Origin of the sequence: Flavobacterium sp. W22_SRS_FP1 (assembly GCF_052113685.1) — a bacterium.
GTDB lineage: Bacteria > Bacteroidota > Bacteroidia > Flavobacteriales > Flavobacteriaceae > Flavobacterium.
The window spans coordinates 31726-48626 of the sequence record NZ_JBGQOE010000002.1 but is presented as its reverse complement, the minus strand read 5'-3'; the positions used below and the strand labels follow the sequence as shown (position 1 = coordinate 48626).

Annotated in this window: 10 protein-coding genes and 1 tRNA gene; 7 read left to right on the top strand and 4 right to left on the bottom strand. The window is 36.6% G+C overall.

Annotated elements, in window-relative coordinates; all coding sequences use genetic code 11:
- The first annotated feature begins 1 nt into the window (after position 1).
- Positions 2 to 1549 (top strand): recombinase family protein, encoded by a 1548-nt coding sequence (locus ACEN2H_RS01525; RefSeq protein ID WP_441729725.1) that lies wholly within the window; start codon positions 2 to 4, stop codon positions 1547 to 1549.
- Here the strand turns inward: ACEN2H_RS01525 and ACEN2H_RS01520 are convergent.
- A tRNA-Asn gene (locus tag ACEN2H_RS01520) sits at positions 1515 to 1588 on the bottom strand. The two genes, ACEN2H_RS01525 and ACEN2H_RS01520, sit on opposite strands and share 35 nt — an antisense overlap.
- A 138-nt stretch (positions 1589 to 1726) precedes the next feature.
- The gene (gene rseP, locus ACEN2H_RS01515) at positions 1727 to 3070 is read right to left on the bottom strand and encodes an RIP metalloprotease RseP (protein ID WP_441729724.1); all 1344 of its coding nucleotides are present in this window, start codon (positions 3068 to 3070) and stop codon (positions 1727 to 1729) included.
- 201 nt (positions 3071 to 3271) lie between these two features.
- On the opposite strand from rseP, the gene ACEN2H_RS01510 reads away from it, so the two are divergent.
- From ACEN2H_RS01510 to ACEN2H_RS01485, 6 genes are all read left to right on the top strand, one after another.
- On the top strand, positions 3272 to 4339 hold the full coding sequence (locus tag ACEN2H_RS01510) for an NADH:flavin oxidoreductase/NADH oxidase (RefSeq protein ID WP_441729723.1): 1068 nt from the start codon (positions 3272 to 3274) through the stop codon (positions 4337 to 4339).
- Between the two features lie 380 nt (positions 4340 to 4719).
- On the top strand, positions 4720 to 5760 hold the full coding sequence (locus tag ACEN2H_RS01505; protein WP_441729721.1) for a Gfo/Idh/MocA family oxidoreductase: 1041 nt from the start codon (positions 4720 to 4722) through the stop codon (positions 5758 to 5760).
- A 213-nt stretch (positions 5761 to 5973) separates the two neighbouring features.
- Positions 5974 to 7185 (top strand): MFS transporter, encoded by a 1212-nt coding sequence (locus ACEN2H_RS01500; RefSeq protein WP_441729720.1) that lies wholly within the window; start codon positions 5974 to 5976, stop codon positions 7183 to 7185.
- 515 nt (positions 7186 to 7700) lie between these two features.
- Positions 7701 to 10538, top strand: a complete 2838-nt coding sequence (locus tag ACEN2H_RS01495; protein ID WP_441729719.1) for a carboxypeptidase-like regulatory domain-containing protein — start codon at positions 7701 to 7703, stop codon at positions 10536 to 10538.
- Positions 10539 to 10551: 13 nt separating this feature from the next.
- A complete protein-coding gene (locus ACEN2H_RS01490) occupies positions 10552 to 11907 on the top strand; it encodes a DUF5689 domain-containing protein (protein ID WP_441729718.1) in 1356 nt (451 codons plus the stop codon).
- 59 nt (positions 11908 to 11966) lie between these two features.
- On the top strand, positions 11967 to 12416 hold the full coding sequence (locus ACEN2H_RS01485; protein WP_441729717.1) for an FKBP-type peptidyl-prolyl cis-trans isomerase: 450 nt from the start codon (positions 11967 to 11969) through the stop codon (positions 12414 to 12416).
- 90 nt (positions 12417 to 12506) lie between these two features.
- Here ACEN2H_RS01485 and ACEN2H_RS01480 read toward each other — a convergent pair whose 3' ends face one another.
- On the bottom strand, positions 12507 to 14690 hold the full coding sequence (locus ACEN2H_RS01480) for a glycoside hydrolase family 97 protein (RefSeq protein WP_441729716.1): 2184 nt from the start codon (positions 14688 to 14690) through the stop codon (positions 12507 to 12509).
- Between the two features lie 387 nt (positions 14691 to 15077).
- Complete coding sequence (locus ACEN2H_RS01475; RefSeq protein WP_441729715.1) at positions 15078 to 16727, bottom strand: DUF6377 domain-containing protein; 1650 nt, start codon at positions 16725 to 16727, stop codon at positions 15078 to 15080.
- Between the last annotated feature and the right edge of the window lie 174 nt (positions 16728 to 16901).

The window sequence follows — 16901 nt, the reverse complement described above, 5'->3', positions numbered from 1 at the left end:
AATGAAGAACGTATTAAGTTACAGCCGGATCTCAAGTGATGATCAGTCACAACATTCAATAGCTTTTCAAGAAGAAACCATTCAACGTTATTGTGAACGTAAAGGATATAATATAATTGCAACTTACAAAGAAGATTGTTCCGCAAAAGATTTTGACCGTCCTGAATGGAAGAGAATTTTATCTTTTATTAAATCAAGTCAAAAGACTTCAATAGCAGTAGATGCCATCGTAATACTAAGACCTGACCGCTATTCAAGAAATCTGATTTTGTCATTCACCGAAATAGCAAAACTATTAGGATTCGGTTGTGAGGTTGAGTTTGTTGAGGGACAAGTGGATAATTCAAGTCCTGATGCACTTTTACTTCAAGCAATTGGATACGCTCTCCCACAAATCGAGAATGCTAAAATCTCTCGCCGTTCCTGTGAAGGTTCTCATAAGGCAAGAACACTAGGGTGTTTTACAGGGATTGCTCCTAAGGGTTATAAAAATTTTAGACTTGACACAAAATCTACTCTTGAATTTAATTCTGATGCACCACTAATAAAAGAGGCGTTTGAAAAAATGGCAAGTGGAATTTATAGTGCAGATGAAATTAGACGATGGTTAAACTCAAAAGGTATGTCTATTTCAAAAAATACATTTCTTGGTATTATACGTAACGTCACTTACACAGGCAAAATCAGGGTTAAAGAATTCAGAGGAGAACCTGAACAAATTGTCCAAGGTTTACATCCCGCTTTGGTTACTGATGAATTGTTTACGGCAGCCATCGATGTCTTGAACGGTAGAAAACGTAAAATGAAATTCAAAGACGATAAGGCTGACTTGTACCCATTGAAAGGTCATTTGGTTTGTCCAATTCACGGAAGGTCACTTTCTGCCTATGGTTCGAGAAGTCGCAATGGTCAAATTTACCATTATTACGTTTGTACAAAAAACTTATGTCCACGTTATCCAATTGACCACGCACATAGTGAGATTGAACGATTACTTGGAGTGGTTCAATTCTCGGCAAGAGTTATTAAATCGTATCGTTCAATTTTAGAACGAATTTTCCAATCAGAGGACTCAAACAGAAGTCAATTAATACAAAATACTAAAGACGAAATTCAACGTCTTAAACAAAGAAAAACTCATATCCAAGACGAATATATGGATGGTAAAATTTCATCGCTTGATTATAATGAATTGAAGATGGGTCTTGATACAAAAGTGTTTGAAAAAGAACGTACCCTTAAAGATTTGAATGAGGAATACTCACCATACAAAGAGTACTTGAATAGACACGTTCCTGCCTTAGAAGATTTAACATCATTATATAATAAAGTAGATGGTAGAACGAAGAAACAGATATTGAGCTGCATCTTTTCAGAAAAAGTCCATTTTGAGAATGGAAAAGCTGCAACACCGAAGTTTACAACACCAATTGAGATTTTAATCAATGCCAGCAAGGTTTTGGAAAAAAATAAAAAAGGAAAGGAGGTCATTTCTGACCTCCTGTTCACTCTTGCTCCCTCTCTTGGGCTCGAACCAAGGACCCTCTGATTAACAGTCAGATGCTCTAACCAACTGAGCTAAGAAGGAAACTGTATATTTTTATTCTTGTAATGAATGAACATTTTTTTGTGTTTGTAACTGATGTTTATGTCAGTCGTAAAGCGGTGCAAAGATAGGGGTAAATTTGTTTTGTGCAAGCAAAAATTAATATTTTTTCACTTTTTTTTACTTCCCGATAATTGCCTTGTAAATGTCATTTCCATTGGCAAATAACAATAGTGTTATAAGTAATACGAAACCAACCATTTGTGCATTCTCCAGGAATTTGTCACTTGGTTTTTTACCACTGATTATTTCGTATAATAAGAACATTACATGACCACCATCAAGTGCTGGGATAGGCAATAAATTCATTACACCAAGCATTATCGATAACAAAGCTGTGATTTTCCAGAAAACTTCCCAACTCCATGTATTTGGGAAAATGTCAAATATGGCTTTAAAACCACCCACTTGTTTGTAGGCACCAGTGCTTGGACTGAAAATCATTTTCAGTTGTTTGCCGTAGCCTACTACTTGGTCTTTTCCTTTTAAGATTCCAACAGGAATAGACTCCATGAAACTAAATTCCTGTTTGCTTATTTTGTAGTATCCTAGTTTTTCTAGGTTGTCGATACTTAAACGTCCTGTATTCACGCCTAATATTCCGTCTTTGTCAATAGAAACATTTATTACAGTTTCTTTTTGATCCCTTAGAACAACTGCTGAAATCGTTTTTCCTTTATTATTTTCTAAAATTGCTTGTACCTCATCATAGTATTTTGTTTTTTGGCCATTAAGGCTAAGAACCAAGTCTTTCGGTTCTAAAGCAGTATTCACAGACTCTTCTGAAACGGCCGCAATTACAAATGGGGTTCTGATTCCTACCAGTGTGTTTTTTTCAAACTTAGACAACTGATCGATAAAATCAATAGGCATTTTTATTTCTTGTTGGTTTCCGTTTCTTTCGATTAGAACATTTTTTGCCATGATGATTTTCATGTTAGTGTCATCATCAACTTTGGCAATTTGTTGGCCATCTACAGCAATGATTTTGTCTCCAGTTTTAAAACCTATGTTGAGCATGGCTTGATTTTCGATCAGTACACCGTCTTGTAAATCGGAGTTGGCAATATAGGTGTCACCGTAGGCAAATGCCATCCCGATGTAAATAATGAATGCCAAAATGAAATTCACCGTAACACCACCAAGCATAATTATCAATCGTTGATAGGCCGGTTTAGATCTGAATTCCCAAGGTTCAGGGGGCAAAGCCATTTGCTCCTTGTCCATACTCTCGTCAATCATTCCAGAAATTTTCACATAACCTCCCAAAGGCAACCAACCGATACCGTATTCCGTTTCGCCGATTTTCTTTTTTATTAAGGAATATTTGACATCAAAAAACAAATAGAATTTTTCGACCCTGGTTTTAAATAATTTAGCAGGAATAAAATGCCCTAATTCGTGAAGAATTATAAGTAATGATAAACTCAATAAAAATTGAGAAAGCTTGATGAATATATCCATTTTTTAATTTTGATTCTTTAAATGATGTGCAAAAGTAAGGTTTTCTAAGTTATCTTGAAAGGTTTAGAATGTGCCAATATAATAAATGCTTGGTCAACAATTGTGCCATTAGATTTTTTACTTAGACGCAGGTCATGTAACTTTACATGTTAATGGTAAATCTCATTTTTTGTTTACCAGAAACATTTTAAAATCAAATTTATGTCTTCAATACTATACAGCCCACTCCAGATAAAAAGCATTACACTAAAAAATAGAATCGCCATTTCGCCGATGTGTCAATATTCAGCAAAAGATGGCTTTGCCAATGATTGGCATCTCGTACATCTGGGCAGCCGTGCTAGCGGTGGGGCTGGACTAATCATTCAGGAAGCGACTTCGGTTTCTCCGGAAGGCCGAATTTCTCCAGGAGATTTAGGGCTTTGGAAAGACGAACAAATTGAAAAGATGCAACAAATAAACCGTTTCATCATCGGGCAAAACTCGGTTCCCGGTATTCAATTGGCACATGCTGGCAGAAAGGCCAGTGCGGCCACACCATGGGAAGGCGGCAAGAAACTTGATCCTGCTCATGGGGGATGGGAAACTGTGGCGCCAAGCAAAATTGGATTTCATGATGATGAAACGACGATAGCCCTAGACAAACAAGGAATCCAAAAAGTTATTTCTGATTTTAAATTGGCCACAAAAAGAGCGGTACAATCAGGTTTTAAAGTAATGGAAATTCATGCAGCCCACGGATATTTGTTACATCAATTTCTTTCGCCATTGTCAAATTTAAGAAGAGATGAATATGGAGGGAGTTTTGAAAACCGAATCCGTTTTACACTCGAAGTTTTGGCAGCGGTACAATCAGAATGGCCGGAGGACTTGCCCTTGTTTGTTCGTATCTCTGCAACAGATTGGGCGGAAGGCGGATGGAACATCGAGGAATCAGTGCAACTTTCGAAAATTCTAAAAGAAAAAGAAGTCGATTTAATCGATGTCTCTTCTGGCGGATTAGTTTTGCACCAACAAATTCCACTAGGACCTAATTATCAAGTGGCTTTTGCAGAAAGAATCAAAAAAGAAACTGGGGTTTTAACCGGAGCAGTTGGATTAATAACCGAAGCAGTCCAAGCCGAAGAAATTGTTGCTTCTGGAAAAGCGGATTTGATATTGTTTGCCAGAGAGTCGTTGAGGAACCCAAATCTGGGTTTGACATTTGCAAAAGCATTGAATACGGATGTGCAATGGCCAAAACAATATGACAGAGCCAAAGTGAGATAAATGTTTGAAACATATAAGTCAAATAAGTTGGAGTGTTTAATTTGCGAATGCAATTTTTCAAACATATAAGTCATATAAGTTTTTCTCTATGCAGGTAAAATATAGAAAGCTATGCTTATAAGGTGAAGTAAGTTGGAGTGTTGAGTTTGCGAATGCAATTTTTGAAACAGATAAGTCATATAAGTTTTTTTCTATGCTGATAAAATATAGAAAGCTAAGTCTATAAGGTGATTTAAGTTTTAGATAGCGTAGAATAGTAATAAACTGCTTTTTCCATTTCTTATATGACTTATATGTTTAAATTTAAAAACTAAGAATTAAATAAACCGCGATAATCCGTAAAATCCGACTCATTCGCGTTCCATAAAAAATAGCAACCTATGCACAAAATAAAAACCGCTTTGCTTTCCTACGGAATGTCCGGGAAAGTTTTTCACGCTCCATTTTTGGAAATTCACCCTGGATTTGAACTGCTTGGATCTTGGGAAAGAAGCAAGAAATTGATACAGCAGGATTATCCAGAGGTAAAAAGTTATGCCACATTGGAAGCTCTTCTAGCAGAAGATGTTGATTTAGTTGTTGTCAACACACCAGTAGGAACGCATTTTGAATATGCTAAGAAAGTACTGTTGGCAGGAAAACATGCTATAGTCGAAAAAGCATTTACTACTACCGTCGCTGAAGCGCAAGAATTAGCAGCTATAGCCGAAGAAAAAGGATTGAAGTTGTCCGTTTTTCAAAACAGAAGGTGGGATAGTGACCTCAAAACAGTACAACAAGTCATTTCGGATGCCGTTTTGGGAGAAATTGTGGAAGCCGAGTTTCATTTTGACAGATACAATCCTAATTTGAGTCCGAAGCAACATAAGGAAACCGCCAATGCGGGAGCTGGTATTCTCAAGGATTTGGGTCCACATTTGATAGATCAGGCGGTCTATTTATTTGGTTTTCCCAATGCTGTCTTTGCTGATGTGCGAACCACTCGCGAACATTCTTTAGTTGATGATTGGATTGATATCGTTTTGTATTATGATACTTTTAGAGTGCGATTGAAAGCCAGTTTCTTTGTCAGAGAAGCCATCGCGGCCTATCAAATCCATGGCAAAAAAGGATCTTTCCTTAAACCGCGCGGAGATGTGCAAGAAGACGATTTGAAATTAGGTAAAAAACCCAACTTAGAGTCATGGGGAAAAGAGGCCATAGAAAAAGAAGGAATACTGCACACTGACATAGACGGAGTACTCATGAACGGAAAAATTCCCACTTTACAAGGAAACTATTATGCTTTTTTTGATGGGGTTTATAATTCAATTACAAATAATACTGTTGAACCTGTAACGGCAGAAGATGGCGTAAGAGTAATGCAGATTATTGAGGCTGCAATTCAAAGCAGCGCTCAAAATAAAGTAATCGATTTATAGCATTCATTGGGTAAATATAGAAATTTGACCGCAGATTCACTGATTTGATAAATTATAAAATCAGTGAATCTGCGGCCTTTTTAGTTATAACTTTATTACGAGAGATTCTATTTACAAACAATAACGTTATAATTCCTGAGCCGAAACGGATTTAATTACGCTGCGCGATTGCTTTTTGTATTTTTGCACTTCAAATTAATAAAGACCGTTATTTTGTTAGATTTAAGATTTATTGCACAATTTAAAGCCAAGGGAAAATACAAGAAAACCTATGAAAATGTCAAGGCTTCCTATCTCAACAGAACCCGTTGGGCGGTTTCGGCATATTATTTTGGTATGGGATTGTGTTTTGCGACCTGGGCAAGCCGAATTCCAGATATTAAAACAGCTTTAGATTTAGGGTCGGCAGAATTAGGAAGCATTTTGTTTGCAGTTCCTGCAGGCCAATTAGTCATGATGATTTTCTCGGGTAAACTGGTCACTCGTTTTGGGAGCCATCGCATTCTGCTTTTTTCTATTTTAATGTATGCCTTTAGTTTAACGAATTTGGGATTAGCTCAAAATTCTTGGCAATTGGCTCTTGGATTATTTGTTTTTGGACTCTTTGGAAATTTATCAAATATATCTGTAAACACTCAAGGCGTTTATGCCGAAGGACTCTTTAAAAGAACAATCATGTCCTCTTTTCATGGCATGTGGAGCTTAGCAGGATTTACAGGAGCCTTAGTGGGTTTTGGAATGTTGAGCTTGAAAATGTCTACTTATGTGCATTTTTTAATCGTCGCGGCCGTCGTGCTGATACTCGTGAGTTTTAATTTTAAATTCTTAATTAAAGCCAAAGAGACGATAGTAGCCCAAAAGAAAAAGGGGTTTCAAAAACCGGATCGTTCTTTAATTTTGCTCGGAATCATTGGGTTTTGTAGCATGGCCAGCGAAGGGGTTATGTTCGACTGGAGTGGTGTTTATTTTAAAGACGTCATTAAAGCGCCCGGTGCATTAGTTATTTTGGGCTATACTTCTTTTATGATTATGATGGCTAGTGGTCGCTTTTTTGGCGACGGATTGATTCAGAAATTTGGTCGGAAGAAAGTCATGCAAATCAGCGGAGTTACCATTTCTTTGGGCTTGTTTACCGCAGTACTTTTTCCTTTTATAATTCCAGCAACGATCGCTTTTATGTTTGTAGGACTAGGCGTTTCTACCATTATTCCAACTCTGTACAGCCTTGCGGGTAAACATCCTACAATCCCAACAGGAGAAGCGCTAACGGCAGTTTCAAGTGTGAGTTTTCTTGGTTTTTTGATGGGGCCGCCCGTAATCGGATACATAGCTGAATTATCAAGTTTGCGATTCTCCTTCGCTTTTATCGGTATTTTCGGAGTTTTGATTGCCTTAATGGTTTCTAGAATCAAAGCGATTCAGTAGTTGTTGTTTTAGGAGCACAGGATTTCGTTTTCATAACAAAACCAGACCCGCTGTACGCAGTATCTTTACTGCCGAAACCCAGCAATAAAGGATACTTGCTACCATCGCGACTATCTACAACTTTTTGTTGGTTTAAGTTCGTACAGATCATAAATGTATTTTATTCGACACAAGTCTTATTTACTACGAACTATGCTTTGCTTCTCATTGCAAAGCAAATTGTCCAATAATAAAACTAAAAAAAAATATTTTCATTGGAAACCAACAACTTAACCCTATTTTAATTACATTTAATTTTTATTTTCAGATAATAAAAACGATTAGCTTTCTAAATACCACTGTTTTATAGCTTTTTTTAAATTTTCCAAAAACATTTTTTCGGTTGTCGTCCATTATTTCCTCTTTTGGGGATGGTTTTATATGGTCTAAAATTAAAAATGAATCGAATTTATTTAAATAAAAAATTCCCAAGTCTCAAAGGGATTTAGTTAGCCTATAAAAACACAAATACACCTATGAAAAACGTTTTCCTGACTATTTTTCTATTATTCCAGCTGGGGTTGACTTTTGCACAAAATGAAACGGGGATTAAGGGAACAGTTCTCGATTCTAAAAGCCAGAAACCGCTAGCAACTGTTGTTGTTTCGATTCAGAATACCACTTTAATGCAACTAACGTCAACCGATGGTAAATTTACTTTTGAAAACGTAGTCGAAGGGGAGTATTTGATTCTGTTCCACAGTCAGGGTTTCAAGGATGCCTTGATTCCAGTGACAATAATTTCAAGTCAACTTCTTGATTTGGGAACTATTATTATGGAAGAGGACCAAATCGCCGAAGTGCAAACGAGCATGATCCGGCTTTTCGACACCGACCTTGGCGATGACAATAGCGGATCTGAAACTACTTCGGGGCTTTTGCAATCCTCCAAAGATGCTTTTCAACAAGCTGCCGCTTTCAATTGGGGTCAGGCACGATTTAGGATTCGGGGGTTAGATAGCGAAAACGCGACCACAATGATTAATGGTGTTGCCATGAATAAGTTGTATGATGGCAGACCGCAGTGGGGAAACTGGGGCGGACTTAATGACGCCACCCGCAATCAGGAATTTTCAATAGGAACAGCCCCTTCCGATTATACTTTCGGGGGAATTCTTGGAACCCAAGAAATCAATACTCGCGCTTCAATTTACAGAACAGGCACCCGAATCACGGTTTCGGGTACTAATACCAATTATAGTTGGCGAACCATGGGAACTTACGCTTCTGGAATGGGCAGCAGCGGTTGGGCTTTTGTCGTTTCGGCAGGAAAACGATTGGCACAAGAAGGCTATTTTGAGGGCACAACTTATGACGGAAATTCTCTTTTTATGAGCGTCGAAAAAAAGTTAAACGAAAATCATTCCCTCAATTTTACGGGCTTTTACACACCCAATACGCGAGGAAAAAATTCCCCAAATACAGCCGAGGTTACCCAATTAACTTCTGAAAAGTATAATTCCTATTGGGGTTTTCAAGAGGGAAAGCAGAGAAATGCAAGGACCAAAACCATCGAAGAACCCATTTTGATGCTAAATCATTTTTTCAAAATAAATGACCATACGAATTGGAATACGAGTGTAATGTATCAATTTGGAAAAATAGGGAATAGTAACATCGATTATCAAAGCGTGAATAGCCCTGACCCAGCCTATTTTAGAAAATTGCCTTCTTATTATACGTCGCTTTATGCACAAGATCAAGGAGAGTTTTCAGGTGCTTTTACCCCCGATTTTGAAAATGCGGAGAAAAGTAGGATTCAATTTCTAGCCAATCCACAAGTCGATTGGAACGCGATGTACAGAGCCAACCAAAACCCTGTTTTAGATGCAAATGGAAATATTTCGGGCTATGAAGCCGCACAAAGCCATTATGTTTTATATGAAGACCGTACCGATGACAAAACTTGGACTATTTATTCAACATTCAACACACAATTAAATGAAAACCTTATTATGAATGCTGGTGGTTCATTCAGTAATTTAAAATCCCATAATTATCAAAAGCTTTTGGATCTGTTAGGCGGAACTTATTTTGAAGATATTGATGGGTTTTATAATGGAAATCAAGCACAATCTGATTTGAATAACCCGGACAGACAAGTGCTTGTGGGCGATGCTTACGGATACAATTATAATTATGCTGCCAACAAATTAGATGCTTTTAGCCAGTTCAAATTCTCCTATGATAAAGTTGATTTCTATTTGGCACAATCCTTCTCCAGTAGCATTTATCAAAGGGAAGGTTTGTACAAAAATGGGATTTATGAGACGCTATCTTTTGGTAAAAGTGAGAAAGTGCAATTTGAAAACTTCGGGTTCAAAGGAGGATTCGTCTCTAAATTATCAGGTAAACAATCACTGACTTTTAACGCAGCTCACTTGACTAAAGCGCCAACTATTAGGAACAGCTTTCCTAATTCCCGACTGAATAATTCCATTGTAGACGGTTTGCAAAGTGAAAATATAAACAGTTTGGATGCTAGTTACTTATTCCGTTCTCCCAAACTTAAAACAAGAATTACAGCCTATTATACCACTATAAAAGACGCAACAAAGACTTCGTTTTTTTATGCGGAAGGAATTTTTGATAATGGCGCAGGCTACACTAATACGAACGCCTTTGTGAGTCAGACATTAACACATTTGGATAAAAAAAACATTGGTGCCGAGTTTAGTTTAGAATACCAATGGAGTGCCACAATAAAAACGAGTTTATCAGCGGCCTATGGTAAATACACCTATGATTGCAATCCTAATTTAAGTGTTAATAATGACGCCGTTGCCACCATTGAAAACACTAACCCGTCATTTGATTTTGGAAAGGCGTTACTGAAAAACTACAAACAAGCCGGAATGCCGCAGCAGGCTTATGCATTAGGAATAGAGTATCGGGATCCTAAATACTGGTGGATTGGCACTAATATTAATTATCTAGCAGAAACCTACATTGATGTATCTCCCATTTCCAGAACGAATAGTTTTTATACGAATCCCGCAAGTGGATTTACTTTTCCCGAAGCAACGGAACAAAGAGCAGCAGAATTACTACAACAAGAAAAATTTGACCCAGTGATGTTACTCAATTGTACGGGAGGGAAATCCTGGCGGATTAGAGGAAAATATTTAGGGCTTTTTGTGAGTGTCAATAATGTATTAGACACTAAATATAAAACAGGAGGATATGAACAAGCACGAAATGCTAATTTCAGACAACTCGATCAAGATGTTTCCAGCGGAACTCCCTCGTTTGGCAATAAATATTTTTATGGGTACGGGAGAACCTATTTTGTAAACCTTAGTTTCAATTTATAAATAATTATCTATTATGAAAGCTACTTCCTTTACCCTTATTTCTTTGCTGCTTTGGGCATTGTTCTTTTCATCTTGTGTCAATGATGAGGTTGCTGTTCCACAACTTACCTGCAATCAACCTGATTTAGTAGTAAATAAAACAGTTGCTGAAGTTCACGGCACTGCTGGAGCTATTGTTTCACAATATCTATATGATGATGTAATTGAAGCCTATGTTATCTCTACAGAAGAAAACGGTAATTTTTTCAAGAGCATTTCCTTTCAAACTTTGGCTACAGCTACAACGCCAGCTATCGGATTTAGCGTTCCCGTGGATGCAACTAATACCTATGTTGATTTTAGATTGGGAAATAAAGTATATATAAAATTAAAAAACCAATATACGGATATCAATTATGGCAGTTTGCGAATAGGAGGGATTTATGTCAATACGTATAACGAAGGAGCTGTGGGCCGACTATCTCAAAATGACTATAAAAATGTTTTGCATGCTTCCTGCACCACTTTAACAGAAGAGCAATTGGTTAGGCCTATTTCTATCTCAGATTTGCTTCAGGATTCTAACTTGAATACGCTTGTGGAGTTGTCTGATGTGCAGTTTGCAGAAGCAGCAATAGGACGTCATTACTTTGAAGAAACAAATAACATTGGCGGAGCGACGAATTGGAGTTTGTTAGACAAACAAGGAAATCAAGTTATTTTTAGAACGAGTAGCTACGCTAATTTCGCCAGTAAACTAGTGCCCGAAGGAAGCGGAAAAGTGAGAGGGGTGTTAACCAAGTTTGGGACCGATTATCAATTGGTGGCTCGCTCTGAAAATGATGTTACGATTTCAGGTGTACGAGGGATTCCGTTCTTTTCTGAAGATTTTAAAAATGTTGTTGACAAATCGAACTTGAGCCTTCCAGGTTGGGCAAACATCGTTCAGAGCGGCACGCTTTTTTGGAAAGGGACGGTGTATTCTGGAAATGGTTATGCCGAATTTAATATAAGCGGGACAAAGGTAGTTTCTAATATCGCATGGTTAATTTCGCCAAAAATTGACATGGATAGTCATACTAATGAAATATTAACTTTTAGAACCGCACAGCATCATCTCGATGTCGATTCACCTTTGAATACTTTAGAAGTCTATGTTTCTACTAATTTTGACGGACTGAATGTAAAAACAGCAACTTGGGTTCCAGTCTCAGTTATATTGCCAAAACAAGCCACGCCTTGGTATCAGTTTGTAGGAAGTGGCGGAGTGGATTTATCCTCGTATACTGGGAAAATCAATATTGCATTTAAGTACATTGGATCCGGAAAAAATCTAGCGTTGGATGGGGCTTTTCAAGTAGATGATGTTCAGATTTATGGAGATAAATAATTTTTATAAAAGGCAATTGCTGAATTGACTATATTTGCCATTCTAAAAATAATTTTACTATGAAATACACTTTAATTGCACTAGTTTTTACTCTTTTTATGTCTTGTTCGAAAGACAAAGAAGTCGATTATACTGCCCAAAATGAGGAAGAAATCAGTGCTTACATAACAAAAAATAATTTAACTGCCCAGAAAAGCGATTCAGGCCTGTATTATATCATTAATAATACTGGAACTGGGGTTAGACCTACTGCGAACTCTACTGTAAAAGTTGCATATAAAGGCTATTTTACTGATGGATCTGTGTTTGACGAGAGTGCAGCCGAAGGTATTTCATTTGGTTTACAACAAGTAATAAAAGGCTGGACAGAGGGTATTCCTTATTTTAAAGAGGGGGGAAATGGGATTCTTTTAATTCCTTCTAACCTAGGTTATGGAAGTAATGGTCAAGGCTCTATTCCTGGTGGCGCTGTACTTATTTTTGAAGTAAAACTGATAAAAGTTTATTAGTTTAAATTCCTATAAACAACAAAAAGGCTGTCCATTCGGACAGCCTTTTTGTTGTTTCTTAAATCTGTATTATTTTTTCAGGACAAGAAATTATTTTTTGATTTCGATCAAGCTAATGGCGTAACCTCCACCTTGAGCAGATAACTGCGCTAATTTTGATTTGCTTGTTACCGTCATTTTGCGAATGGTATATGCTTGAGGATTTGTTTTGTAATGGGCATCCTTTGCATCAGCATAAATAGTAGCTTCATATTTCTTACCCTTTTCTAAGAAATCAAACTTAATGTTTGAAGTACGTGGCGTTTCCCCATTTACATTCCCCACAAACCAGTTGTTAGTTCCTTTTGCTTTTCTTGCTACGGTGATATATTGCCCTGGCTCTGCCTCTAGGTAGTTGCTCACTGTCCAATCGATAGCCACATCTTTTATAAACTGAAATGCATCTAAAAAGCGGTTGTAGTTTTCAGGTAGATCGGCTGCCATTTGCAACGGACTATACATGGTTACATACAAGGCCAATTGATTTGCAAGAGTACTGTTTACATGAGAATGATTATCAGGATTCAATTTTGATAAATCCATTTCAAAAATCCCAGGAGTATAATCCATTGGTCCACCAATCAAGCGAGTAAACGGCAAAACGGTTACGTGATTTGGTTTTGATCCTCCAAAAGATTGGTATTCGGTTCCTCTAGCCGCTTCATTACCAATTAAGTTTGGATATGTTCTAGAAATTCCTGTAGGGCGAACGGCCTCATGTGCATTGATCATGATTTTATATTCGGCTGCTTTTTCAAGTGCATATTGATAATGGTTTACAGACCATTGGTCATAATGGTTTTCCCCTTTAGGTAAAATATCACCTACATAACCACTTTTTACTGCATCATAACCGTTGTCTTTCATAAACTGATACGCTTCGTCCATATGACGTTCATAGTTACGAATGGATCCAGAAGTTTCATGATGCATGATCATTTTTACCCCTTTTGCTTTTGCGTAAGCGTGAATTCCTTTCACATCAAAATCTGGATAAGGAGTTACAAAGTCGAATACATAATCTTTTGCATGTCCAAACCAATCTTCCCAACCTTCATTCCAACCTTCAACCAGAACTCCACCAAAACCATTCGCAGCAGCGAAATCAATGTATTTTTTTACATTAGTTGTGGTTGCGCCATGAGTCCCATTTGGTTTTGCTTTTGAGTAATCTGTAATCCCTAATTGTACTGATGGGAATTCATTTGTAAACGACCAAGAACTTTTTCCTGTAATCATTTCCCACCAAACACCAACATACTTAACTGGTTTGATCCATGAAGTATCTTCAATTTTGCAAGGGTCATTTAAATTTAAAGTCATTTTTGAAGCTAGAATATCACGAGCATCGTCACTAACAATAATGGTACGCCATGGAGAATGGTGAGGCGCTTGCATATTTCCTTTGTCTCCATTTGCACTTGGTGTCAACCAAGATTCAAATACCATATTCTTGTCATCTAGGTTCAAATGCATGCAAGAATAATCGATTAATGCCGCTTCGTGTAAGTTGATGTAGATCCCGTCAGAAGTTTTCATCATCAACGAAGTTTGCACTCCTGTTGGTGAAAAAGTAGTCTGGGAAACATTGTCTGTTTTAGCTTTTTCTGTTAACCCTCTAATTTCTGATAATTTTGAGGTCGTATAGTCATATTCTTGAGTATCATAATCTCCCGGAATCCAAAAAGCAGTATGATCGCCTGTCATGGCAAACTGGGTTCTTTCTTCTTTGATTATAAAATAAGTCAGGTTTTTTTGAGTAGGGAATTCGTAACGAAAACCAAGACCATCGTCAAACAAACGGAAACGAATAACGATCTGTCTGTTTGTTTCGCTTTGGTTCAGAGTAATAGCCAATTCGTTATAATGATTGCGAATTTGATCTTCTTCGCCCCAAACAGGTTTCCAAGTTTCATCAAAAGTACTTGTTTGGCTGTCTTTTATCGTAAAATTATTTAACAATGAATTTTTGTCAAACAGCAAGTCTTTTTCAGATGCATTTGTACTAAAAGTCAAATCATACAACATTGTTTTTTTGTCGCTTTTTAGTTCAAGACCCAGTTTGCTGGGTTTTATAACTACTCTCCCTTTGTAACTCAAAGTGTAGCTTGGAGTACCATCAGCTAACAATGAAAACTCCATTTGAAATTTTTGATTGGGCGATTTTAATTCTTGTGCAGAAACGTTACTTAAAAACGTTAAACTGAAGAGTAGTGAGAAAAGATACTGTTTCATTTTATTTAATATAAATTACTAGTTAATTTTTGGTTCTATAATAGTTCAAAATTAAACACTTTATTTTATGGTTGTTCTTTTAATCTTTGTCTAAAGTGAAAATGTCAATTCTCATTCTGTAAAAACGGAGTTGGCGCACAATCGATTTAATTAAAGAGCAATGAAAATTTTTAGCGTTTGAAATTTCTGGAAAGTAAAAGTAGGCTCTTTACAGCTGTACTTTATTGTCCGTTTTAAAAAAGTAGATTGAAAGTGATTGATTTTAAATTAACTCGTTTAAAATCAATATTTTAAATATAATTAGGTTTTAAAAAAAGTGGTTGTTTTAGAATCTGAAATAGCTGGTTAAGCTAGTTTTATTCTAAAAAACTACTTTAGAAAGGAATTTTATAATTTTTTATTAGTTCCTATTTGCATCACTTTGGCTTCAAATTCCTCGCGAGGACCTACTGCTTTATTTTTTAGTTGGGAACGATAATTATAAATGGTCGACACAGAATAACGTAGAAAAACAGCAATTTTGGCACTGTCTTTTATTCCCAAACGGATCAATGCAAAAATTCGTAATTCGGTATTTAGCAATTCGCCTTCTTTCAATTGCGTTATTTCATTATCTATAAGCAAAGCCGAAAATTCTTTTATAAAATGTGGGAATAGCTGTAAAAAGGTTTGGTCAAAATTGGTGTAAAACGTTGCTAGTTCATTTTCAATAAACGCTTTCGACTTCACGGCGCTTACCAAATCGTTCATTTTCCCCGTAGTTGCCATTAGGTTTAGTTTGCGGCGGTATCCTTCTAGCTTTCCTATATAATCAGAACATTGATCCATATAACGGCCAATGTAAATTTCTTTTAATAAATTAGTTTCAGAAAGCGTATTGTTGGTTTCATTTAGTTTTTGGTTAAAGACAGACAATTCGCTATTTAATTTCGAAAGTTGACTATTAGCGATGCTGATTTCCTGTTTTGCAGTAGATAATTTTTTCATTTGCTTGAAAAGCATAAATAAGGCGGCCATCAAAAACAGAGATAAGACGCTTGCGCTGAGTAGAAACAAGATTAATTGAGATCGATTAGTTTCATTTTGTTTTTGATAGGCTTCATTGATGATGGGCATCATTTTTGAAATTTCGTAGGTTCTCAAACGTGCATTGCAAAAAAGCGCATCTTCAAGAGCCCGTTTCATATACTTGTAGGATCGGTCGATGTCGCCGTCTTGATATAATATATAGGCTAATGAACGTAGCGAAATGTATTCTTTCTTTGCCAGCTGCAGGTCGGATATCGCAGAAATAGCCAACCATTTTTTTTCTTGTTCAACTTCCTTTTTTCCATGATAGGATTGCGAAATTAAGTAAGCTACAATTGCCTGATCTGGATTGTTTTCTGGTATAGTTGGGAAATAATCAAGTAATAAACGAAGCGTTTCATCATATTTTTGGTTGCCAATTAGTTTACTCGCTTGGTCAATAAGTCTTAATTTTGAACTGGATGGATAGGACTGTATTGTAGAATCCCGATACTGCTGCGTCAATAGCTCATATTTCTTTTTTTCTTGAGGTGATGCTGCATAATCAGACATCGAACCGTAAATAGTAGTATTGACATGGTAAAAAACACCTTTAAGATCAGCTGAAAGTTGCATGTTCATTTTATAAAGAACATCGGTGGCTTCTTTATACATTCCTAATGTTCCCATTATGGAAGCCAAATTTAATTTGGCCGAATCAATTTTTGAGAGATCTTTTAGCGTACTGGCTAGTTGTACATTCTTTCTGGCGTAAACTAAGGCTGAATCCGATTGATACAGTTTGTATTCATCAAATAATTTTTGGCCGATTTCATATTGTTGAAGATTGTTGGTAGTCAGTTTCAGCAGTTCTTTCAGCTTGTTTATTTTATCCTCTTTTTTTGTGGAATACAGTTGATGATTGTCTACTGTTTTGTCTAACTCATCTAATAAAGAGTTGAAATTATTTTGCCCAATAAGAAGAACGGGAAATAGCGCTACAATAAGTAAGGTCAATAATCGATTCATCAAAGGAGTATTAATTCGTGTAAAAATAATTAAAATAACCCATTGGCTGTAATTCCATTTGTATTGTTTTATCAAGCTCTTTGCAATGAAAAAAGAATCAGCGGAAATCAATGTAATTCGCGGCTAAATAAAACGTCGCAAACATATTGCGATTGATCAGCTCTAAAAAATATC

Excerpts from the sequence above, each read along its gene's own strand:
- rseP (WP_441729724.1), bottom strand. The coding sequence starts at position 3,070 with ATGGATATATTCATCAAGCTTTCTCAATTTTTATTGAGTTTATCATTA.
- ACEN2H_RS01525 (WP_441729725.1), top strand. The coding sequence starts at position 2 with ATGAAGAACGTATTAAGTTACAGCCGGATCTCAAGTGATGATCAGTCA.
- ACEN2H_RS01490 (WP_441729718.1), top strand. The coding sequence starts at position 10,552 with ATGAAAGCTACTTCCTTTACCCTTATTTCTTTGCTGCTTTGGGCATTG.
- ACEN2H_RS01505 (WP_441729721.1), top strand. The coding sequence starts at position 4,720 with ATGCACAAAATAAAAACCGCTTTGCTTTCCTACGGAATGTCCGGGAAA.
- ACEN2H_RS01495 (WP_441729719.1), top strand. The coding sequence starts at position 7,701 with ATGAAAAACGTTTTCCTGACTATTTTTCTATTATTCCAGCTGGGGTTG.
- ACEN2H_RS01485 (WP_441729717.1), top strand. The coding sequence starts at position 11,967 with ATGAAATACACTTTAATTGCACTAGTTTTTACTCTTTTTATGTCTTGT.
- ACEN2H_RS01510 (WP_441729723.1), top strand. The coding sequence starts at position 3,272 with ATGTCTTCAATACTATACAGCCCACTCCAGATAAAAAGCATTACACTA.
- ACEN2H_RS01480 (WP_441729716.1), bottom strand. The coding sequence starts at position 14,690 with ATGAAACAGTATCTTTTCTCACTACTCTTCAGTTTAACGTTTTTAAGT.
- ACEN2H_RS01475 (WP_441729715.1), bottom strand. The coding sequence starts at position 16,727 with ATGAATCGATTATTGACCTTACTTATTGTAGCGCTATTTCCCGTTCTT.